This window comes from Embleya scabrispora DSM 41855, from assembly GCF_000372745.1.
GTDB lineage: Bacteria > Actinomycetota > Actinomycetes > Streptomycetales > Streptomycetaceae > Embleya > Embleya scabrispora.
In genome coordinates this window covers 57,280-79,689 of sequence record NZ_KB889675.1, presented here as the reverse complement: position 1 = coordinate 79,689, position 22,410 = coordinate 57,280, and the positions used below count along the sequence as shown (strand labels likewise).

The following is a 22,410-nucleotide window of genomic DNA, read 5'->3' as shown; positions in this document are numbered from 1 at the left end:
CCCGATCGGCCCGTCGGCACCGGTCGCGGCACCGGCCCGAGGACGAGCCGACGGCCCAAAGCGCGGTAGCCTGCCCGCCGTGCCCAACCGTGATCTGCGCCGCCCAGCCGAGGTGTGCCCCCAACCGCTGACCGGCCTGGCCGGGTTCGTCCGCGTCCCCCTCACCGGGGCCCCGAGCGACCCGGGGGCGATGCTGACGGGCGTCACCCACGACTCGCGGGCCGTACGCCCGGGGGATCTGTACGCCGGGCTGCCCGGTGAGAACTTCCACGGTGCCGCCTTCGCCGGACAGGCCGCCGCAGCGGGCGCGGTGGCCCTGCTGACCGACCCGGCGGGCGCCGAACTGGCCGCCGACAGCGGCCTTCCGACCCTGGTGGTGGCCGATCCGCGCGGCCGACTGGGTGAGATCGCCGCCTGGGTCTACGGGTCGCCCGCACAGGACCTGGTGATGTTCGGCGTCACCGGCACCAACGGCAAGACCACCACCGCCTACCTGCTGGACGGCGGGCTGCGCGCCGGCGGCGGCACGACCGGGGTGATCGGCACGGTCGAGACCCGGATCGGCGAGGAGGTGGTGCCCAGTGTGCGCACCACCCCCGAGGCCACCGACGTACAGGCGCTGCTCGCGTCGATGCGGGAGAACGGCGTCACCGCCGCGGTGATGGAGGTCTCCAGTCACGCGCTCGCGCTGGGCCGGGTCGACGGCACCGTGTACGACGTCGCGCTGTTCACCAACCTGTCCCAGGACCACCTGGACTTCCACGCGTCCATGGAGGAGTACTTCGAGACCAAGGCCGAACTGTTCACCCCGCGGCGCTCGCGGATCGGCGTGATCGACGTGGACGACGCCTACGGGCGTCGGCTCGCGAAGATGGCGAGCGTACCGGTGCTGACCGTGTCGGCGGCGGGCGCCGCGGATGCCGACTGGCGGGCCGAGAACGTCGACCTCGGCCCGGACGGCAGCCGCTTCACCGTGGTGGGCCCGGACGGGCACAAGGCCGACGCGAGCGTGCGGCTGGCCGGCCCGTTCAACGTGTCCAACGCGCTGCTGGCGATCGTCGCGCTGACCGCGGGCGGCGTGTCGCTCGCGGACGCGGTCGAGGGCGTGGGCCGCACCCCGGGCGTGCCCGGGCGGATGGAACGGGTGGACGAGGGCCAGTCGTTCCTGGCGCTGGTCGACTTCGCCCACACCCCGGACGCGGTGCAGACGCTGCTCGAGGCGCTGCGCCCGGTGACCGCCGGCACGCTGACCATCGTGCTCGGCGCGGGTGGCGACCGGGACCGGGCCAAGCGCCCGCTGATGGCCGCCGCCGCTGCCCGGCTCGCCGACCGCGTCGTGCTCACCAGCGACAACCCGCGCTCGGAGGACCCGCCGGCGATCTTGGACGAGATGCTCGCCGGCATCCCTGGGCTCGCCGACCCGCACGCCGACGTGCGGGTCGAGCCGGACCGGGCCGAGGCGATCGAGCTCGCGGTGGAGCAGGCCGGCCCCGGCGACACGGTCGTGGTCGCGGGCAAGGGACACGAGCAGGGCCAGGAGTTCGCGAACGGGGTCAAACACCCCTTCGACGACCGGGTCGAGCTGCGTCGCGCGATCGCCAGAACCATGCGCGGCGGCCCCGCGTCCCCGAAGCAGTCCGACGGTGCGAGGATCGTGACTCCCGCACCATCAACGCACACCCCGACGTCCGAGACCCCGACCCCAGGCGTCCCGGCGACCGGCACCTCTCGTGCCGAGGAGACGAACCAGTGATTTCCACCACTCTTGCCGAGATCGCGGAAGCTCTCGGAGGGCGGCTCGCGGGCGACGCGGACCCGAACGCGCGCATCACCGCGGAGGTGGTCGTGGACTCCCGCAAGGTCGGCCCCGGCTCGCTGTTCGCGGCCGTGCGCGGCGAAAACGTCGACGGGCACGACTACGCGCGCGCCGCGATCGAGGCCGGCGCGGTCGCGGTCCTGGCCGAACACGACACCGGCACCCCGGCGATCGTCGTGGACGACGTGGTCCGGGGGCTGGGCCGGCTCGCCCGCCTGATCACCGACCGGCTGACCGACACCACGGTGATCGCGCTGACCGGGTCCTCCGGCAAGACGAGCACCAAGGACCTGATCGGCCAGGTGCTCGCGCACGCGGGCCCGACGATCGCCCCGAGCGGCAACTTCAACACCGAGATCGGCCTGCCGCTGACCGTTCTCGGCGTGACCGAGGAAACCCGATACCTGGTCGCGGAGATGGGCGCGCGCCACGTCGGCGACATCGCCTACCTGTGCGAGATCACCCCGCCGCGGATCGGCCTGGTGCTCAACGTCGGCTCCGCGCACATGGGCGAGTTCGGCGGTCGCGAGGGCATCGCCCGGGCCAAGGGCGAACTCGTCGAGGCGCTGCCGGCCGACGGCGTGGCCGTGCTCAACCAGGACGACCCGCTCGTGCGGGCGATGGCCGAACGCACCAAGGCTCGCGTGGTCACCTTCGGCGAGAGTGCCAAGGCGGACGTACGGGCCGAGAACGTGACACTCGACGAGCAGGGCCGCGCCTCCTTCACGCTGTGCGTGCCGGGGGGCAGTGCGCCGGTGATCTTGCGCCTGTACGGTGAGCACCACGTGGCGAACGCTCTCGCGTGTGCCGCCGTGGCACGCGAAGTGGGCATGACCGTCGAGGACATCGCGGCGGCCCTCGGCGCTGCCGGTACGATCTCCCGCTGGCGGATGGAAGTGACCCGCAGGGACGACGGGGTGACCGTCGTGAACGACGCGTACAACGCCAACCCCGAGTCGATGCGAGCCGCGCTCAAGGCCCTCGTCGCGATGGCGGGCGGCAATCGTACGTTCGCTGTGCTGGGCGAGATGCGGGAGTTGGGCGAGGAGTCGCTGACCGAGCACGACGCGATCGGGCGACTCGCGGTACGCCTGAACATCCACCGGCTGGTGGCCGTGGGCGGCAGGGAGGCCGCCTGGATCGACATGGGCGCGAAGAACGAGGGTTCGTGGGGTGAGGAGTCGGTGCTGGTGCCCGACGTAGAGGCGGCCGTCGAACTACTCCGGGGCGAGCTGGCCCCGGGCGACGTCGTACTGGTGAAGGCGTCCCGAGGGGTGGCCCTGGAACGGCTCGCGGCCGCGCTGTTGGCGGACGCCGCCGGGGACGACGTGAGCAACGCGGAGGTGCACGGGTGAGGGCCATCCTCATCGCCGGCGGCATCGCCCTGGTGTTGTCGCTGATCGGTACGCCGCTCGCGATCCGGATCCTGGTCAAGCGTGGCTACGGCCAGCTGATCCGGGACGACGGTCCGGCCGGACACCACAGCAAGCGCGGTACGCCCACCATGGGCGGCGCGGTGATCATCCTGGCGGCGCTGGCGGGCTACGGCGGTGCCAAGGCGATCACGTTGGAGGCACCGAGCGCGTCCGCGCTGCTGGTGCTGTATCTGATGGCGGGCCTGGGCCTGGTCGGCTTCGTCGACGACTTCATCAAGATCGTCAAGCAGCGCAGTCTGGGTCTGCGGGCCAAGGCCAAGCTGGCCGGACAGTCCTTCGTGGGCATCTCGTTCGCGCTCCTGGCGATCCAGTTCAAGGACGCGCGCGGGTTCACCCCGGCGTCCACCCACCTGTCCTTCGTGCAGGACACCGCGCTGGACCTGACGCCGGTGTTCTTCGTGATCTGGGCCTACATCCTGATCGCCGGGCACTCCAACGGCGTCAACCTCACCGACGGTCTGGACGGTCTGGCGACCGGCGCCTCGGTGATCGTGTTCGGCGCGTACACCTTCATCGGGGTCTGGCAGTACGGCCAGTCCTGCCTGAACGCGCCCGGCGTGGGCTGCTACGACGTGCGCGATCCGCTGGACCTGGCGATCGTGTCCGCGGCGATGATGGGTTCGTGTTTCGGCTTCCTGTGGTGGAACACGTCGCCGGCGAAGATCTTCATGGGCGACACCGGTTCGCTCGCGCTCGGCGGCGCGCTCGCCGGGCTGGCCATCCTGACCCGCACCGAGTTGTTGTCCGCGCTCATCGGCGGCCTGTTCCTGATCATCTCGCTGTCGGTGATCATCCAGGTGGGCTACTTCAAGATGACCGGCAAACGGGTGTTCAAAATGGCGCCGCTCCAGCACCATTTCGAACTCAAGGGGTGGACCGAAGTACTCATCGTGGTTCGGTTCTGGATCATCGCCGGCCTGTGCGCCATTCTCGGGATCGGCATCTTCTACGCGGGCTGGGTTACGGGAACGTAAAGAGACGTGAGTAGCAAAGACCTGAGCACCTTCACCCATCACGGTGCGCCGTGGGCCGAGCTGTCGTTCTGTGTCGCGGGCACCGGGGTCACCGGCGCGTCCGCGGCCCGGGCGCTGCACGGCCTGGGCGCACGCGTCGTGGCGATCGACGGCTTCGACGACGACAACGCCCGGCGGCGCGCCGAGGAGTTGCGCGCGCTGGGCATCGAGGTGCGCCTGGGCGACGACGAGAACCTGCCGGAACGGGTGGACGTGCTGATCGCCTCGCCCGGACTGCAGCCCACCAAGCCGCTGTTCGCCGCCGCGCGCGCGGCCGGCGTGCCGGTGTGGGGCGACGTGGAACTGGCGTGGCGGCTGCGTCCGCGGGAGAACCCCGCGCCGTGGCTGGCGATCACCGGCACCAACGGCAAGACCACGACCGTGCGCATGCTCGCCTCGATCCTGGAGGCGTCCGGCAAGCGGGTCGCGGCGGCGGGCAATGTGGGCACGCCGGTGGTGGACGCGGTGCTCGCCCGCGACGGTGACGGCGAACCCGCCTACGACGTGCTCGCGTTGGAGTTGTCCAGCTTCCAACTGCACTGGCTGCCGACCTGGGAGGAAAGTCCCAAGGACGACGCCGGCGCGCCGCGGATGCTGGCCGCCGCGGTGCTCAACATCGCGCCGGACCACCTGGACTGGCACGGCTCGCCGGAGGCGTACGCGGCGGACAAGGGCCGGATCTACGGCGGTTGCCAGATCGCCTGCGTGTACAACCTCGCCGACCCACAGACCGAGCAGCTCGTGCACGAGGCCGAGGTCGAGGAGGGCTGCCGCGCGGTCGGCTTCGGGCTCGGCCCGCCGGGGCTGTCGAATTTCGGTGTGGTCGACGACCTGCTCGCCGACCGGGCGTTCGTGCCCGACCGGCACAGCACGGCGGCCGAACTGGCCACCGTGGGTGATGTGAACCCGCCCGCGCCGCACAACGTGGCCAACGCGCTGGCCGCCGCCGCCCTGGCCCGCGCCTACGGCGTGCCGCCGGTGGCGGTGCGCGACGGGCTGCGCGCGTTCCGGCCGGACGCGCACCGGATCGCGCACGTGGCCACCGTGGCCGGCGTCGACTACGTGGACGACTCCAAGGCCACCAACGGGCACGCCGCGGCGGCCTCGCTGGCCGCCTACCGGGACATCGTGTGGATCGCGGGCGGCCTGGCCAAGGGCGCCTCGTTCGACGACCTGGTCTCTGGCGCGAAGAACCGGTTGCGCGCGGTGGTGCTGATGGGCGCCGACCGCGCGGTGATCAAGGACGCGCTCGCGCGACACGCCCCCGATGTCCCGGTGGTCGAGGTCGCCGCGACCGACACTGGGGCCATGGAACTGGTCGTGGGCGAGGCGGCGGCGCTGGCGCGGCCCGGGGATACCGTGCTGCTCGCGCCCGCGTGCGCGTCGATGGACATGTACGCCAACTACGGAAAGCGCGGCGACGCCTTCGCCGACGCGGTCCGCGGACTCGACCCAGCGGCCGGCTGACCGGGCGAGCGATGGCCGCCGGTCCGCAGACTCGCGAGGCACGCCCCACGCCCACCGCCGACAAGCGGCGGACGCGGGGCGGTTCGCGGTTGCCCACGCCGCGCTCCGGATCGGCGCGCCCGGCCGGATCGGCGCGCCGCGAACTGCGTCGGGCCCTGGACAGCCCGCTCACCGCCTACTACCTGCTGCTCGGCTCGGGCCTGCTGCTGACCGTGCTGGGTCTGGTGATGGTGTTGTCCGCGTCGCAGATCACCTCCCGGACGATCTACGGCTCCTTCGACGAGATCTTCACCAAGCAGTTGATCGCGGTCGCCTTGGGCTTCCCGCTGATGTGGATCGCGTCACGTCTGCCGCTGCGCTGGTACCGCCGACTGGCGTATCCGTTCCTGATCGGCTGCGTCGGTGCGCTGTGTCTGGTCCTGGTGCCCGGCCTGGGCATCGAGGTGAACGGGAACCGGAACTGGATCGGCTTCGGCTCGTTCCAGATCCAGCCCTCCGAGTTCGCCAAGCTGGGCCTGGTGTTGTGGGGGGCCGACGTGCTCACCCGCAAGCGCCGGTTGCTCGACCGGTGGCGGCACATGTTCGTCCCGCTGCTGCCCGGCGCGCTGGTGATCCTGTTCCTGGTGCTGCTCGGCGGCGACATGGGCACCGCGATGATCATCACCGTGCTGGTGCTCGCGCTGTTGTGGATCGCCGGTGCGCCGGGCCGGTTGTTCGCCATGGCGATCGCCGTGGTGTCCGTGCTGGCCACCGTGCTGATCGTGCTCAAGCCGCACCGGGCCGCCCGGTTCGCGGGATTCCTGGACCCCTTCTCCGATCCCAACGGCAGCACGCTGCAGGCCGCCCAGGGCATCTACTCGCTCGCCACGGGCGGCTGGTTCGGCAGTGGAATCGGTACGAGTTATGGCAAATGGGGCACTTTGCCCGAGGCGCATACAGACTTCATCTTCGCCGTCATCGGCGAGGAATTGGGTCTGGTGGGGACGCTGTCCGTACTCACCCTCTTCGCGGCCCTAGGCTATGCAGGTATCCGCGTCGCGAGTCGCACGAAAGACCAGTTCGTACGGCTCGCCGCGGGTGGCGCGACCGCGTGGATCATGGCCCAGGTCATGATCAACGTCGGGGCGGTGCTCGGCCTGCTGCCGATCGCCGGAGTGCCGTTGCCATTGGTGTCCTACGGAGGTTCCGCCCTGCTTCCGACCATGTTCGCCGTGGGCATGCTGTTGTCCTTCGCCCGAGGTGAGCCAAAGGCCGAGGCGGCGCTCGCCGCACGCGGGCCCGGGGCGGTTCGTCGAGCGTTCGCGCGGATCCTGCCGCGCAGGGATGGGTGAATCAGGTGCATGTCGTCCTTGCCGGCGGAGGAACCGCCGGGCACATCGAGCCCGCTCTGGCATTGGCGGACGCGCTGCGCCGCCAGAACCCCAGCGTGGGTATCACGGCGCTGGGCACGGCCAAGGGCCTGGAGACCAAGCTCGTTCCCGCTCGCGGCTACGAACTCGCGTTGATCCCGGCCGTGCCGCTGCCCCGCAAGCCCACGCCCGAGCTGATGACCGTCCCCGGTCGACTGCGCGGCACGATCCGCGAGGCGGCGGCGGTCCTGGAGCGGACCAACGCGTCCTGCCTGGTCGGCTTCGGCGGCTATGTCGCGCTGCCGGGCTACCTCGCGGCCAAGCGCCAGGGTGTGCCCACGGTGGTGCACGAGGCCAACGCCCGGCCGGGCCTGGCCAACAAGATCGGTGCCCGCTACACCCGATTCGTCGCGGTCAGCACGCCGGACAGTAAGCTGCGCGGGGCCCGCTACATCGGTATCCCGCTGCGCCGGGCGATCGCCACCCTGGACCGCAACGCGCTGCGCGACGAGGCCCGCGCGATGTTCGGCCTGGACCCGATGCGGCCCACGCTGCTCGTGTTCGGCGGCTCGCAGGGCGCCCGGCGGCTGAACGAGACGCTGGCCGCCACCGCCCAGCAACTGCTCGCCGAGGGGGTCCAGGTGCTGCACGCGGCCGGGCCCAACAACGAACTCAAGATCAGCTCGCCGCCCGGGGGCCCGGCCTACGTCGTGGTGCCCTACCTCGACCGGATGGACCTGGCCTACGCGGCGGCCGACATGGTGCTGTGCCGCGCGGGCGCGATGACCTGTGCCGAACTGGCCGCGGTCGGCCTGCCCGCGGCCTACGTACCGCTGCCGATCGGCAACGGCGAGCAGCGGCTGAACGCGCAGCCCGTGGTCAAGGCGGGTGGCGGCCTGCTGGTCGACGACGCCGACCTGACCCCGGACTGGATCCGCTCGTCCGTGCTCCCAGTGCTCACCGACGCGCGCAAGCTGCACGACATGGGCAAGGCCGCGGCCGAGTTCGGTCGGCGCGATGCCGACGAGGAACTGGTCCGGATGGTCCACGAGGCGATCGCCGCCGCGCGGTTGCCCCAATAGGCTTAGGCCCAGGGAGCGTTCTTGCCCCAGACGAAGGAGCGCGCGCCGGTGCGTCCGGCAAGGGCCGGGCGCGGTCCGCGGCAGCGCTGGACCAACCTGCGCCCGCTTCTCGTTTTGGTGCTGCTCGTGCTGCTCGCGGCGACCGGATGGGGGATCGTCTACCATTCGCCGCTTCTGGACACCCGTACGGTGGCCATCGGCGGACTGGGCGTGCTGCCCCGGGATCAGGTCGCCAAGGTCGCGGCCGTGCCCGTCGGCGAGCCGCTGGCCGGGATCGACCTCGACGCGATCCGGGCCCGGGTGGCCGCGATCCCGCGCGTGGCCTCGGTCCGGGTCGAGCGGGATTGGCCGCACACCGTGCGGATCTCGGTGCGCGAACGGGTGACCGCGTTGGTCGTGCCGGACGCGGGCCGCTACGCGGAGATCGACAAGGACGGCGTACGGTTCGGTACGGTGGACGCCGCACCGGTGGGGGTGCCGGTCGTCAAGGCCGACGCCGACACGGTGAGTGGGGAAACGCTACGGGGGGTGGTCCAGGTGGTCGCGGCGCTGCCACCGCCGGTCGCCCAACGTGTGCGGGACATCACGGCACGGACGCGCGACGACATCGTGCTCGTGCTCGACAAGGGCGAGACCGTGTTGTGGGGCGGGGCCGAAGCGTCCGACCGCAAGGCTCTCGTACTGGCGGCACTGTTGCCGCGACCGGCGGGGTTCTACGACGTCAGCGCGCCCGACGCGCCGGTGACCCGGACCCAGCCGTTTCCCTCCGTCGCGCCGCCGGCGCCCGCCCGGTAGTTGCCTTCGGTCGCACCCGCCGCGGCGGTTTCGACCCCGACCACGCCGTGACAGGGAGCGGAAGCACCCCGCCACTGCGATAAAACAATAGGGACAGGTTCGGCGTGTTCGTTGAACCGTGTCCGATGGGGACCTAGTGTCGGCCTAGCCCCCAGGTTGACAAAGCAGTAATCCGCACCGCTCGCATCGGCGGCGTTCGATGCGAATGGGTGTAACTCTATACCTGAGGGTGAGGGTTTTGGTGGCTCGCGGAAATCGCGTCCCGACCTCCCCAAGTCGGCAAATGTCGGCATGCCGGAACCACGGCACGCCGACCGGAACTCGAGGCGAGAGGCCTTCGACGTGGCAGCACCCCAGAACTACCTCGCAGTCATCAAGGTGGTCGGTATCGGCGGTGGCGGTGTCAACGCCATCAACCGGATGATCGAGGTCGGTCTCAAGGGCGTCGAGTTCATCGCGATCAACACCGACGCCCAAGCCCTCCTCATGAGCGATGCCGACGTCAAGCTCGACGTCGGCCGGGAATTGACCCGCGGCCTCGGCGCCGGCGCGAACCCCGACGTCGGTCGCAAGGCCGCCGAAGACCACCGCGAGGAGATCGAGGAGGTCCTCAAGGGGGCCGACATGGTCTTCGTCACGGCGGGCGAGGGCGGTGGCACCGGCACCGGTGGCGCCCCCGTGGTGGCCAATATCGCCCGCTCGCTCGGCGCGCTCACCATCGGCGTGGTCACGCGCCCGTTCACCTTCGAGGGACGGCGCCGCGCGAACCAGGCCGAGGACGGCATCGCGCAGCTGCGCGACGAGGTCGACACCCTGATCGTCATCCCCAACGACCGACTGCTCTCCATCTCCGACCGGCAGGTCAGCGTCCTGGACGCGTTCCGCTCGGCCGACCAGGTGCTGCTGTCCGGTGTGCAGGGCATCACCGATCTGATCACCACGCCGGGCCTGATCAACCTGGACTTCGCCGACGTCAAGTCGGTGATGTCCGAGGCGGGTTCGGCGCTGATGGGGATCGGTTCGGCGCGCGGCGACGATCGTGCGGTGGCGGCGGCCGAGATGGCCATCTCCAGCCCGCTCCTGGAGGCGTCCATCGACGGCGCCCGCGGCGTGCTGCTCTCCATCTCCGGCGGCTCCGACCTCGGCCTGTTCGAGATCAACGAGGCCGCGCAGCTGGTCAGCGAGGCCGCGCACCCCGAGGCCAACATCATCTTCGGCGCGGTCATCGACGACGCCCTCGGCGACGAGGTGCGGGTCACCGTGATCGCGGCCGGCTTCGACGGCGGGCAGCCGCCGTCCAAGAGCGAGCTGGGCAAGCCCGCGACCACGACGCAGGCATCGCGGCCGGAGCCGGTGGGGCGGCCGTCCCAGCACCAGGGGCCGGGCGTGCTGCACGAGCCGACCCCGGCGCCGACCACCTACCCGGCGCCGACCACCCCGAGCCCGCGCGCGCCGTTGGTGCCGGAGCCGATCAAGGACGACCTGGATCTCGACATCCCGCCGTTCATGAAGTCCTAGTATTCCGCGGCAGTATCCGCGAACAAGGCGATATCGAAGAAAATCGACACAAGGAGTGGTCCGACGTGTTCACGCGAAGGGCCGCTTCCGGCGGCGCCCGTTTCGCCTTCACCGACCGGTGGGGCGGCACGGGCGCCGCGCCGTATGACGAGTTGAACCTCGGCGACCACGTGGGCGACGACCCGCGCGTGGTCGCGGCGAACCGCGCGCGCACCGCCGAGGCGCTGGGCCTGCCACCCGAACGGGTGGTGTGGATGAACCAGATACACGGCAATACGGTCACCATCGTCGACGCCGCGTCCACCGAGCCGTTGCCCGCCACCGATGCCCTGGTCACCGCGACTCGGGGGTTGGCGCTCGCGGTCCTGGTCGCCGACTGCACCCCGGTGTTGCTCGCCGATCCGCAGGCCGGCGTCGTGGCCGCCGCGCACGCCGGCCGGCCGGGCCTGGCCGCGGGCGTCGTGCCGGCCGCCGTCGAGGCGATGTGCAGGCTCGGTGCCGATCCGGCGCGGATCGTCGCCCGGACCGGGCCGGCCGTCTGTGGTGCCTGCTACGAGGTCCCCGAGGCGATGTGCGAGGAAGTGTCCGCAGTTGTCCCGGCGGCCCGCGCACGCACCCGTGAGGGCACTCCCGGGCTCGATATCCCGGCCGGTGTGTGGGCGCAACTCGCCGCGCAGGGGGTTGTGTCGGGTGAGAAATCGCACATCTGCACGCGTGAGTCGAGCGACCATTTCTCCTATCGCCGGGACCGGACCACGGGTCGGATCGCCGGCTACGTGTGGCTCGCCGAGGGCTGACCCCGCCCGGGCGTGTCCGGTTCTCGTCGGCGACGATGGGCGAATGGAAACGCACGCTCAACCGACCGCAGAGGGCGCCCGTCGAGGTGTCGAACTCGCCGCCAACCTGGCCGCCGTCCAGGACCGGATCGCCGCCGCGTGCGCGAGCGCCGGCCGCCCGCGCACGGACGTCACCCTCGTGGTGGTGACCAAGACGTACCCGGCGAGTGACGTGCGACTGCTCGCCGGACTCGGTGTCCGCGACGTGGGCGAGAACCGCGACCAGGAGGCCGCGCCCAAGGCGAAGGCCACCGAGGATCTGGACCTCACCTGGCACTATGTCGGCCAACTGCAGACCAACAAGGCCAAATCGGTGGCCGGTTACGCCGATGTGGTGCACTCGCTCGACCGGGTCAGGCTCGCCCGCTCGTTGTCCGCCGCGGCCGAGCGGCAACAGCGCACGATCACCGCGCTGTTGCAGGTCAGCCTGGACGAAGACCCCGCCCGCGGTGGGGTTTCCCCGGCCGATCTGGCCGAGCTCGCCGACGTGGTGGCCGGTGCGCCGAACCTGATCCTGGGCGGGGTGATGGCCGTGGCCCCGCTCGGTGTCGAACCCGCCCGCGCGTTCGCCGGATTGCGAGAAATCGCAACCCGCCTACGCGAAGCCCATCCGACTGCAAACATGGTTTCCGCGGGGATGAGCAACGACCTCGAAGCGGCCATCGAGGCCGGGGCGACACATGTACGCATCGGTACTGCGGTGCTCGGAGTCCGGCCTTCCCTCCGGTAGCGTCGCCGTGAAGTGGATCGCACGACCCACGGTGACCTCAGCCGATCCACCGTGAGACCGGAGGAAGCGGAACATGGCCGGCGCAATGCGCAAGATGGCGGTCTACCTCGGCCTCGTGGAGGACGATGTCTACGAGTATGACGATTACGATGAGGACGACATCGGCCAGGACGGCCGCGACCGGGTCGAGCGCACCGATCGTCGCGAGGAGCGGCGGGACGAGCGTCGTGAGGAGCCACGTGAAGTACGCGAACCGCGTGGGGAATCGCGGGAACGTCGCGAGGATCTCGTTCGTGGAGCTACTGCCCTTCGCGAAGCGGGGGCCCTTCGCGACGAAGGCCGCCTTGAAGAACACCGCGCAACAGTGTCCGCCATGCCCGAACGCCGTCCCGAGAGCAGCACACCGGTGACCGTACACAAAGTCGTCAGCGAACGTGAGCCCTACCGCATCACGACGCTGCACCCGCGTACCTACAACGAAGCCCGCACGATCGGCGAGCACTTTCGCGAGAGCACGCCCGTCATCATGAACCTGACGGAAATGGAGGACACCGACGCCAAGCGCCTGGTGGACTTCGCCGCGGGTCTCGTGTTCGGCCTGCACGGCAGCATCGAGCGGGTCACCCAAAAAGTCTTCCTCCTGTCGCCTGCTAACGTCGATGTGACAGCCGAGGACAAGGCCCGCATCGCCGAGGGCGGGTTCTTCAATCAGAGCTGAGGTGTGCGAAAACTGAGGCTAGGTGCGGTCCTGACCAGAGGGACGGCACGCGAGGGGGCAGGTAAATGAGCATCGCGCTGGAGATCATCCGCATCGTGCTCTACTGCTTTTTGATCGTGTTGTTCTTCCGCTTGGTGATGGACTATGTGTTCCAGTTCGCGCGGTCGTACGAGCCGCGCGGGGCCATGGTGGTATTGCTGGAGGCCACGTACTCCATCACCGATCCACCGTTGAAGTTGCTGCGCAGGTTCATTCCTCCGCTGCGCCTCGGGGGTGTAGCACTCGACCTGTCCTTCTTCGTACTGATGATCATCGTCTACATCCTGATCTCCGTCGTGGGCAGGCTGTAAGCGGTACCGTCTGTCCGATGCCGACGATCACGCTGAGGTGAAGAGATGCCGTTGACCCCCGAAGACGTGCGTAACAAGCAGTTCACGACCGTCCGTCTCCGTGAGGGCTATGACGAGGACGAGGTCGATGCGTTCCTCGATGAGGTCGAGGGCGAACTGACCCGACTTCTCCGGGAAAATGAGGACCTGCGAGCGAAACTCGCGGCGGCGACCCGTGCCGCCGCGCAGAGTCAGCAGCAGGCTCAGCAGCGCAAGGAGCGCGAGCGCCCCGACGCACCCGTCCCGGCAGCCATATCCGGGCCGACCCCGGTCCCTCCGCCGCCCCAGATGGGTGGGCCCCAGGGAATGCAGGGCGGCCAGCATCAGATGCAGGGCGGCCCGCAGCAGCTCGGTCCCGGTGGACCGCAGCAGCATCCCATGGGGGGACCGCAGCAGCTTGGTCCCGGCATGAGCGGTCAGCACCAGCTCCAGGGCCCGCCGCAGCACCAGCTGCAGGGTGGCCCCGGCATGAGCGGTCAGCACCAGCTGCCCGGTCAGCAGCAGCACCAGCTGCAGAGCGGTCAGCACCAGATGCAGGGCGGCCCCCAGATGAGTGGGCAGCACCAGCTCCAGGGTCCGCCGCAGCACCAACAACAGCTTCAGCAGCACCAGTTGCAGGGCGGCCCGCCGCAGCTCGGTCCGGGTGGACCGCAGCAGCAGATGGGCAACCCCGGTGGCGACAGCGCCGCTCGGGTGCTCGCGCTGGCGCAGCAGACGGCGGACCAGGCGATCGCCGAGGCCCGCTCCGAGGCGAACAAGATAGTGGGCGAGGCGCGCACCCGCGCCGAGGGCATGGAGCGCGACGCGCGTTCCAAGGCGGACGCCCTCGAGCGGGACGCGCAGGAGAAGCACCGCGTCGCGATGGGCTCTCTCGAGAGCGCCCGCGCCACGCTCGAGCGCAAGGTCGACGACCTGCGTGCGTTCGAGCGTGAGTACCGCACGCGCCTGAAGTCGTACCTGGAGAGCCAGCTGCGTCAGCTGGAGTCGCAGGCCGACGACTCGCTCGCGCCGCCGCGTACGCCGGCCACGGCCTCGTTGCCGCCGGCCATGTCGTCCGCGCCGGTACCGATGTCGCAGTCGATGTCGCAGCCGTCCTCGATGTCGCCGGCGATGACGCCGTCGATCGGGCAGCAGATGAGCCCGGCGATGACGCAGCAGATGTCGCCGGTGCGTCCGCAGGCTCCGCAGCCGCAGCAGATGCAGCAGCCCTCGCCGATGCGCGGGTTCCTGATCGACGAGGACCCCGACAACTGACCGGCCACTGAGCGTCGGTCGGCACATCCGAGAAGCGCCCGCCCCCTCCGGGGGGACGGGCGCTTCTCGGGTTTCCGGGCCGTTTCCGGCAATTCTCGATAATTTCCGGCAATTCAGGGCGATTCGTCGTGATTCACGACGACTCGGGATGCCTGGGGCGGGACGGCAGGGGCCGTCCCGCCCGCCGGTTCACACCTTGCGCAGCCAGAACCGCAGACCGAGCGCCGGGTCGCCGTGCTCGAACAGCTCCTCGTCCTCCGGGGAGCCCTGGGTGAACCGGGTCGCCAGCACCTCGTCGGCGACCTGGACGCCGTGCGCGAGCAGCGCCGACGTGGTCTCCTCCGACTCGTCGGCGGCCCACCACACCAGGATCCGGTCGGACACCTCCAGGCCGCTGTTCTTGCGCGCCTCCTGGATCAGCCGGACCACGTCGCGGGCCAGGCCCGCGAGCCGCAGCTCGGGCGTGATGGTCAGGTCGAGCGCGACGGTGGCGCCGTCCTGGCCGGCCACCGTCCAACCCTCGCGCGGGGTCTCGGTGACGATGACCTCCTCGGCCGCCACCTCGACCTGCTCGCCCTCGACCACGACCACCGCGCTGCCGAACTCGCGCAGCGCCGCGGACAACGCCGCCGCGTCCGTCGCCGCGATCGCCGCGGCCACGATCGGGGTGCGCTTGGCGAACCGCTTGCCCAGCGCCCGGAAGTTGCCCTTCGCGCTGTACTCGACCAGATCGCCGCCCGCCTCGGACAGCGCCGCGACGGAGACCACGTTGAGCTCCTCGGCGATCTGCTCGCGCAGTTCCCCGGACAACTCGTCCCAGCCCGCCGCGCCGATCAGCGCGCGGCCCAGCGGCTGCCGGGTCTTGACCCCGGAGTCCGCGCGGGTGGCCCGGCCCAGTTCGACCAGTCGCCGCACCAGCGTCATCTGCCGGCCCAACTCCGGGTGCACCAGCGCCGGGTCCGCCGTCGGCCAGGCGGCCATGTGCACCGACTCGGGCGCGTCGGCGGTGACCGGGCGGACCACGTCCTGCCAGACCCGCTCGGTGATGAACGGCACCAGCGGTGCCATCAACCGGGTGACCGTCTCCAGCGCCTCGTGCAGCGTGGCCAGGGCGGCCGGCTCCGCGTTCCAGAAGCGCCGCCGGGACCGGCGCACGTACCAGTTCGACAGGTCGTCCACGAACGCGGTGAGCGCCTTGCCCGCGCGCTGCGTGTCGTAGGCCTCCAGGGCCGCGTCCACGTCGCCCACGAGGGTGTTCAGCTCGGACAACAACCAGCGGTCGAGCAGCGGCCGCTCGGCGGGCGCCGGGTCGCTCGCGCTCGGCGTCCAGCCGCCGGTGCGCGCGTACAGGGCCTGGAAGCTGACCGTGTTCCAGTAGGTGAGCAGGGTCTTGCGGACCACCTCCTGGATGGTGCCGTGCCCGACCCGGCGGGCCGACCAGGGCGAGCCGCCCGCGGCCATGAACCAGCGCACCGCGTCCGCGCCGTGTCGGTCCATCAGCGGGATGGGCTCCAGGGTGTTGCCCAGGTGCTTGGACATCTTGCGGCCGTCCTCGGCCAGGATGTGCCCCAGGCACACCACGTTCTCGTAGGACGACTTGTCGAAGACCAGCGTGCCGACCGCCATCAGCGTGTAGAACCAGCCGCGGGTCTGGTCGATCGCCTCCGAGATGAACTGCGCCGGGTAGGACTGCTCGAACAACTCGCGGTTGCGATAGGGGTAGCCGAACTGGGCGAACGGCATCGAACCCGAGTCGTACCAGGCGTCGATCACCTCGGGCACCCGGGTCGCCCGGCCGCCGCACACCGCGCCGTCGCCGGCCTTGGCCGGGCAGTCGAAGACCACCTCGTCGATGAACGGTCGGTGCGGGTCCAGCCCGGACAGGTCCCGTCCGGTCAGTTCGGACAATTCGGCCAGCGAGCCGACGCACGTGAGGTGATTCTCGTCGCAATGCCAGATCGGCAGCGGCGTACCCCAGTAGCGGTTGCGGGACAGCGCCCAGTCGATGTTGTTGTTCAGCCAGTCGCCGTAGCGGCCCCACTTGACCGTGTCCGGGTGCCAGTTGGTCCGCTCGTTCTCGCGCAGCAGCGCGTCCTTCACCGCGGTGGTGCGGATGTACCAGGACGGCTGCGCGTAGTAGAGCAGCGCGGTGTGGCAGCGCCAGCAGTGCGGATAGCTGTGCTCGTACTCCAGATGCCGGAACAGCAGCCCGCGCTCGCGCAGGTCGGCGACCAGCGCCTCGTCGGCCTTCTTGAAGAACTGTCCGCCCACCAGCGGCAGGTCCGGCTCGAAGGTGCCGTCCGGGCGGACCGGGTTGACCACCGGCAGGCCGTACGCCCGGCAGGTCTTGAGGTCGTCCTCGCCGAAGGCGGGCGCCTGGTGTACGACACCCGAGCCGTCCTCGGTGGTGACGTACTCCGCGAGCACGACGAAGTTCGCGTCCTCCAGCGGCAGCAGGTCGAACGGGCGCCGGTAGGCCCAGCGTTCCATCTCCCGGCCGGTGAACCGCTCGCCGGTGGCCACCCAGCCCTCACCGAGCGCCTTGGCCACCAGCGGCTCGGCGACCACCAGGCGCTCCTCGCCGTCGGTGGCCACCACGTAGGTCACGTCCGGGTGCACCGCGGCCGCGGTGTTGGAGACCAGCGTCCACGGCGTGGTGGTCCACACCAGCAGCGCGGCCTGCCCGGCCAGCGGCCCGGAGATGAGCGGGAAGCGCACGTAGACCGAGGGGTCGACGACCGTCTCGTAGCCCTGCGCGAGTTCGTGGTCGGACAGCCCGGTGCCGCAGCGCGGACACCACGGCGCGACCCGGTAGTCCTGGGTCAGCAGACCCTTGTCGAAGATCTGCTTGAGCGACCACCACACCGACTCGACGTACTCGGGGTCCATCGTCCGGTACGCCTTGGACAGGTCGACCCAGTAGCCCATCCGGGTGGTCAGGTCCTCGAACGCGCCCACGTGGGTCATCACCGACTCGCGGCACTTCGCGTTGAACTCGGCGATCCCGTACCGCTCGATGTCCGGCTTGCCGGCGAAGCCGAGCTGCTTCTCCACGGCCAGCTCGACCGGCAGGCCGTGGCAGTCCCACCCGGCCTTGCGCGGCACGTTGTATCCGCGCATGGTGCGGTAGCGCGGGAACACGTCCTTGAACACGCGGGCTTCGATGTGGTGCGCGCCCGGCATGCCGTTGGCGGTCGGGGGACCCTCGTAGAAGACCCAGCGCGGGCCGTCGGCGTTCTGTTCGAGGGAGCGCTCGAAGATGTCGTTGTCCCGCCAGAACGCGAGGACCTCGTGCTCCATGGCGGGCAGGTCGACCTGCGCCGGTACCGGGCGGTACATGTGGCTTCCTTCCGCGGGCTGTGATGCGTGCCTACCGAAGGGACGAGACCGCCGTGCGCCGGTCCCGCGGTACCACCCTTCTTGGCCGCGCGCCGCCCGGTACGGCAACCGTGCCGGGGCGGGCACAACCCACTCGTCTGCGCGAGGGCCGGTTCTACGGGCCGATCCGGGATCGGATCGACCTTTCCTCCGGCGGCTCCGGGGTGATCTTCACGTCGCGCACACCTCCGGGCTCACACCGTCCCCGGATCGCTGATGGCTGCCTGCGGCGCTACTCGTCCCCATCGACACCGTCTCGCTCTGCGGATTGTACGGCCCGAAGGGGTCGGCGCGCCGCCGAGTTCGCCCACCCCCGGGTGCATAACGATCCGCTCGGGAACCGGTAACGAACGGGACACGTAGAAGAGGGATAAGCGTGGTTGCGTCTGGGCACAACCGATTTACGTCGCCGCCCCGGCGCAATCAGTGACGGGACGGCGCGTCCGGTTGTCCGGGGCGACCCATCCCTAAGCGAAACAAGGGGGCCGTGACCATGACGGATACAGAGAAGGCGAGCGGGCGGACGCGTCGTGCGACCGCGACGACGACGCCGCGAGCCTCGGTACGGGGAGGAACGGGACGCACCGTGAAGGCACCTGCACACGTGACTGCCGCCACCACGACGACGTTGGCCACGCCGCCCGACGGGTTCCATGCGCCGGCGGTCTACATCGTCCGAGCCGGCGAGGATCCGTGGGACGACGCGGAGCTGCGCGAGGTGCGGGAGGGGCTGATCGAGACCGCGCACGAATTGCGGGCCGAGATCGCCGTCTCCGAGAACGGCATCGCCGATCTGCTGCGCGACTCGGGCGAGGGCGCGGGCGACGATCAGGCGGACACCGGGACCAAGAACTTCGAGCGCGAGCACGAGATGTCCCTGACCAACAACGCGCGTGGCATGCTGCTCCAGTCGGAGAAGGCGCTGCGTCGTCTCGCCGACGGCACGTACGGGGCCTGCGAGTCGTGTGGTTCGGCCATCGGCAAGGCGCGCCTGCAGGCGTTCCCGCGTGCGACCCTGTGTGTGACCTGCAAACAGCGCGAGGAACGCCGGTAACCGTCGAGGCGGCCGGCGGCGCGTCGAAGGACTGGAGCGAGCCATCGGCACCGGAGCGGAACGACGGGATGACGCGGAGTCGCAGGCCCCCGCTGGGGAGCCGGACCCCGAGGCGACCGAGAGCGGGGCGGACGGCGAAGAGCCGACCGCGCCCGCCGGTTCGCACACCCGCCGATACATCGCCGTCCTGCTCGGCGTCGCGGCCTTCGCGTACGCCCTCGACCTGATCAGCAAGCTGATCGTGGTGGCCAAGCTCGAATACCACGCGCCGATCGACATCATCGGCGACTGGCTCCAGTTCCGGGCCACCCGCAACGCGGGCGCGGCGTTCGGCATGGGTCAGGGACTGACCATCGTGCTGACCGTGATCGCCACCGCCGTGGTCGTGGTGATCCTGCGGCTCGCACGCAAGCTGAACAGCCTGCCCTGGGCGATCGCGCTGGGCCTGTTGCTCGGCGGCGCGTTCGGCAACCTCACCGACCGGATCTTCCGAGCGCCCAGTGTGTTCCAGGGCCACGTCGTGGACTTCATCGCGCCCAAGCACTTCGCGATCTTCAACCTGGCCGACTCGGCCATCGTGGTCGGCGGCTGTCTGATCGTGCTGCTGTCCTTCCTGGGCCTGCAGCCCGACGGCACCCGCGAGGGCGACGACGACGGCGACGAGGCGGCCGAGGACGAGCCGGCGGCCGAGGCGCACCCGGCCGGCGCGACCGCGGCCGGGGAGAGCCCGGCCGGCACCGGGACGGCGGTCGAGCGGGACGGCGGGCCCGTGTCGGCCGGCGCCACCAAGGCCGTCGTCGAGCCGGCCCGGACCGAGCCGGCGCGGCCCGCGAAGCGGGCCGGCGACGACCACGCCGTCGAGTCCGGCCCCGATGCCGGGCATACTCGTATCTCGTGACTGTCAATCCCGGCTCGCCCGAAATCCGTACTCTTCCCGTTCCCGATGGCCTCGAAGGCGAGCGGGTCGATGCCGCGCTCTCGCGGATGTTCGGCTTCTCGCGCACCAAGGCGGCCGAGCTGGCCGCCGCCGGGAAGGTGCAGCTCGACGGCCGGGCGGCGGGGAAGTCCGACCGCGTGAACGGCGGCGCCTGGATCGAGGTCGAGATGCCGGGGGCGCCCAGGCCCGTGCAACTGGTCGCCGAGCCCGTGCCCGGCATGCGGATCGTGCACGACGACGACCACATCGTGGTGATCGACAAGCCGGTCGGCGTCGCCGCGCACCCCAGCCCCGGCTGGACCGGCACCACCGTGGTCGGCGGCCTCGCGGCGGCCGGCTACCGCATCTCCACCTCCGGCGCGGCCGAGCGCCAGGGCGTCGTGCATCGCCTGGACGTGGGCACCTCCGGGCTGATGGTGGTGGCCAAGTCCGAGCGCGCCTACACGCTGCTCAAGCAGCAGTTCCGCGACCGCACCGTGGACAAGCGCTACCACGCGCTGGTCCAGGGCCACCCGGACCCGCACACCGGCACCATCGACGCGCCGATCGACCGGCACCCCACCCACGACTACAAGTGGGCCGTGGTGATGGGCGGCAAGCCCAGCATCACGCACTACGACACGATCGAGGCGTTTCGCGCCGCGAGCCTGCTGTCGATCAAGCTGGAGACCGGCCGCACCCACCAGATCCGGGTGCACATGGCGGCCCTGCGCCACCCGTGCGTGGGCGACCTGACCTACGGCGCGGACCCGACGCTGTCCAAGCGGCTGGGGCTGGAGCGGCAGTGGCTGCACGCGGTGAGCCTGGCCTTCGAGCACCCCGGTGACGGCACGTGGGTGCAGTACGAGAGCGGCTATCCGGCCGACCTGACCGCGACCCTGGAGCGGGTCACCGACAGGTGACATCGATGCCCGCGGATCGGTGATTCGGCGGCGATTCGGGGAAAGCTCCAAGATCGAATCGCGGTCGATCGGTCTGGGGGTGGAGTGGGCCAGCTCACGCTGCTGTTCCTGTTGATGTTCGGCACGGTCGTGGTCGTGCCGCTCGCGGGGCGCCTGCGGCTGCCCTTCCCGGTACTGCTGACCCTGTACGGCGTGCTGCTCGGCTGGCTGCCGTTCGTACCGACCCTGCGGATCGATCCGGACCTGTTGCTGCCCCTGTTGTTGCCCCCGCTGCTGTACGCGGCGGCGCAGCGCTCGAGTTGGCGCGAGTTCGCCGCCAACGCCCGGCCGATCCTGTTGCTCGCGGTCGCGCTCGTGCTGGTCAGCACGGCCGCGGTGGCGGCGGTGGCGAACGCGATGGTGCCGGGACTGCCGCTCGCGGCCGCGGTCGCGCTGGGCGCGCTGGTCGCGCCGCCGGACCCGGTGGCGGCCACGGCGGTGGCCGGGAGTCTGCGGCTGCCCCGGCGATTGGTGTCGATTCTGCAGGGCGAGGGGCTCTTCAACGACGTCACCTCACTCGTGCTCTACCAGATCGCGGTCGCGGCCGCGGTCAGCGGGACGTTCTCGCCGGCCCGGGCGGTGGGGATGTTCGCGCTGTCCGCCGTGGTCGGCGTGGGGATCGGCTTCGCGGTCGGCCTGGCCGGTCGGCTGCTGCTCGGCCGGTTGGACGAGCCCACCCTGCAGACCCTGCTCACCCTGCTGGTGCCGTTCCTGGCCTACGTGGTCGCCGACGAACTGCACGGCTCGGGCGTGCTCGCGGTGCTGACCACGGCCTTCTACCTGGGCTCGGTCGCCGAGGACGCGGACAATGTGGTCGGCCGGCTCACCGGGCGCTCGTTCTGGGAGGTCGTGGACCTGGTGGTCACCGGCGTCGCGTTCGGGGTGATCGGCCTGGAGATGTGGGAGATCTTCCACGACCTGCACGGCGACCGGGTTCGGCTGTTCTGGGAGGCCGGCGCGGTGGTCCTGGTGCTGATCGTGGTCCGCGGCCTGTGGCTGTTCCCCGTCGCGGCGCTGGCCCGACGGTTGCACAACCGGCTGCCGACCGCCGGCGAGACGCAGACTCCGGACCCGCGCGAGACCGTCGTGGTCTGGTGGGCCGGGATGCGCGGCGTGGTGACCATCGCGCTCGCACTGGCGCTGCCGCTGACCACCGACGCCGACGAGGCGTTCCCCGAGCGGCAGCGGCTGATCGCGATCGCGTTCTGCGTGATCGTGGTGACCCTGCTGCTCCAGGGGGTCAGCCTGCCCTGGCTGGTGCGTCGGCTCGGGGTCTCCGAGGCGGACGACGTGGACAGCGGCGAGGAGCGCCGGATCGTGGCCACCGCGACCAAGGCGGCGCTGCACCGGCTGCGCGAGTTGGACGAGGAGCGAGACCTCCCGGACGAAATGGTGCAGCGGCTGCGCGCCCGGCAGAAGGCACTGCTCGCCGAACTCAAGCCGGAGGGCACGACCGAGGAGTTGGCCGACACGGTCGTCGAGCGCTCCCGGCGGATCAAGCTGCTGCACGAGATCGAGGCGGAGATGACCGCCGCCGCGCGGCGCGAGGTGATCGCGGCCCGGGGGCGGCGCGGCGTGGACCCGGCCGCCGCCGACCGGGTCCTGCGCCGCCTGGACCTGCGCAGCATGCGCTGACCCGAGTGCGGGGGCGGCACGCGCAGTACCGGGCGCCGGCGCCCGGTACCGTTGACCCTTTG

The 22,410-nt window shown here is 70.8% G+C and carries 17 protein-coding genes and 1 pseudogene; 17 read left to right on the top strand and 1 reads right to left on the bottom strand.

Translation table 11 applies throughout. The features are described from left to right. The first annotated feature begins 79 nt into the window (after positions 1-79). The 13 genes from A3IC_RS0125680 to A3IC_RS62680 all read left to right on the top strand — a co-directional run bounded on the left by A3IC_RS0125680 (position 80) and on the right by A3IC_RS62680 (position 14,403). On the top strand, positions 80-1,753 hold the full coding sequence (locus tag A3IC_RS0125680; protein ID WP_020552932.1) for a UDP-N-acetylmuramoyl-L-alanyl-D-glutamate--2,6-diaminopimelate ligase: 1,674 nt from the start codon (positions 80-82) through the stop codon (positions 1,751-1,753). Then, a complete protein-coding gene (locus A3IC_RS0125675) occupies positions 1,750-3,171 on the top strand; it encodes a UDP-N-acetylmuramoyl-tripeptide--D-alanyl-D-alanine ligase (RefSeq protein WP_020552931.1) in 1,422 nt (473 codons plus the stop codon). Before A3IC_RS0125680 ends, A3IC_RS0125675 begins: the two co-directional genes overlap by 4 nt. Next, positions 3,168-4,226, top strand: coding sequence for a phospho-N-acetylmuramoyl-pentapeptide-transferase (mraY, locus tag A3IC_RS0125670; RefSeq protein ID WP_020552930.1), 1,059 nt, complete (start codon positions 3,168-3,170; stop codon positions 4,224-4,226). Before A3IC_RS0125675 ends, mraY begins: the two co-directional genes overlap by 4 nt. A 6-nt stretch (positions 4,227-4,232) precedes the next feature. Then, the gene (gene murD / locus A3IC_RS0125665) at positions 4,233-5,732 is read left to right on the top strand and encodes a UDP-N-acetylmuramoyl-L-alanine--D-glutamate ligase (protein ID WP_020552929.1); all 1,500 of its coding nucleotides are present in this window, start codon (positions 4,233-4,235) and stop codon (positions 5,730-5,732) included. Between the two features lie 11 nt (positions 5,733-5,743). Continuing rightward, positions 5,744-7,063, top strand: a complete 1,320-nt coding sequence (gene ftsW / locus A3IC_RS0125660) for a putative lipid II flippase FtsW (protein ID WP_020552928.1) — start codon at positions 5,744-5,746, stop codon at positions 7,061-7,063. Positions 7,064-7,068: 5 nt separating this feature from the next. Then, positions 7,069-8,163, top strand: a complete 1,095-nt coding sequence (gene murG, locus A3IC_RS0125655; RefSeq protein WP_026218735.1) for an undecaprenyldiphospho-muramoylpentapeptide beta-N-acetylglucosaminyltransferase — start codon at positions 7,069-7,071, stop codon at positions 8,161-8,163. A gap of 21 nt (positions 8,164-8,184) precedes the next feature. Then, positions 8,185-8,958 carry a cell division protein FtsQ/DivIB gene (locus tag A3IC_RS56580; RefSeq protein ID WP_079026669.1) on the top strand — a complete coding sequence of 258 codons (774 nt, stop codon included), beginning with the start codon at positions 8,185-8,187 and terminating at the stop codon, positions 8,956-8,958. Positions 8,959-9,300: 342 nt separating this feature from the next. Further along, positions 9,301-10,476: a cell division protein FtsZ gene (gene ftsZ / locus A3IC_RS56575; protein ID WP_040877195.1), complete on the top strand. Its 1,176-nt coding sequence runs from the start codon at positions 9,301-9,303 to the stop codon at positions 10,474-10,476. A 65-nt stretch (positions 10,477-10,541) separates the two neighbouring features. Then, on the top strand, positions 10,542-11,273 hold the full coding sequence (gene pgeF, locus A3IC_RS0125640; RefSeq protein WP_020552924.1) for a peptidoglycan editing factor PgeF: 732 nt from the start codon (positions 10,542-10,544) through the stop codon (positions 11,271-11,273). 43 nt (positions 11,274-11,316) lie between these two features. Next, the gene (locus tag A3IC_RS0125635; RefSeq protein ID WP_020552923.1) at positions 11,317-12,042 is read left to right on the top strand and encodes a YggS family pyridoxal phosphate-dependent enzyme; all 726 of its coding nucleotides are present in this window, start codon (positions 11,317-11,319) and stop codon (positions 12,040-12,042) included. 73 nt (positions 12,043-12,115) lie between these two features. Further along, on the top strand, positions 12,116-12,760 hold the full coding sequence (locus A3IC_RS0125630) for a cell division protein SepF (protein ID WP_026218733.1): 645 nt from the start codon (positions 12,116-12,118) through the stop codon (positions 12,758-12,760). Positions 12,761-12,825: 65 nt separating this feature from the next. Next, entirely contained in the window at positions 12,826-13,110 is a 285-nt protein-coding gene (locus tag A3IC_RS0125625; RefSeq protein WP_020552920.1) for a YggT family protein, read from the top strand. 45 nt (positions 13,111-13,155) lie between these two features. After that, complete coding sequence (locus A3IC_RS62680; protein WP_052173791.1) at positions 13,156-14,403, top strand: DivIVA domain-containing protein; 1,248 nt, start codon at positions 13,156-13,158, stop codon at positions 14,401-14,403. A gap of 189 nt (positions 14,404-14,592) precedes the next feature. Here A3IC_RS62680 and ileS read toward each other — a convergent pair whose 3' ends face one another. After that, a complete protein-coding gene (ileS, locus tag A3IC_RS0125610) occupies positions 14,593-17,742 on the bottom strand; it encodes an isoleucine--tRNA ligase (protein WP_020552917.1) in 3,150 nt (1,049 codons plus the stop codon). 625 nt (positions 17,743-18,367) lie between these two features. On the opposite strand from ileS, the gene A3IC_RS0125605 reads away from it, so the two are divergent. The 4 genes and pseudogenes from A3IC_RS0125605 (at position 18,368) to A3IC_RS0125590 (ending at position 22,348) form a co-directional block, all read left to right on the top strand. Next, a complete protein-coding gene (locus A3IC_RS0125605) occupies positions 18,368-18,835 on the top strand; it encodes a TraR/DksA family transcriptional regulator (RefSeq protein ID WP_245599464.1) in 468 nt (155 codons plus the stop codon). A gap of 43 nt (positions 18,836-18,878) precedes the next feature. Beyond that, a pseudogene (lspA, locus tag A3IC_RS56565) lies at positions 18,879-19,484 on the top strand (signal peptidase II); the annotation flags it as partial. Between the two features lie 245 nt (positions 19,485-19,729). Further along, positions 19,730-20,674 carry an RluA family pseudouridine synthase gene (locus A3IC_RS0125595; RefSeq protein WP_026218732.1) on the top strand — a complete coding sequence of 315 codons (945 nt, stop codon included), beginning with the start codon at positions 19,730-19,732 and terminating at the stop codon, positions 20,672-20,674. Positions 20,675-20,758: 84 nt separating this feature from the next. Continuing rightward, complete coding sequence (locus tag A3IC_RS0125590) at positions 20,759-22,348, top strand: Na+/H+ antiporter (RefSeq protein ID WP_020552913.1); 1,590 nt, start codon at positions 20,759-20,761, stop codon at positions 22,346-22,348. The last annotated feature ends 62 nt before the right edge of the window (positions 22,349-22,410 follow it).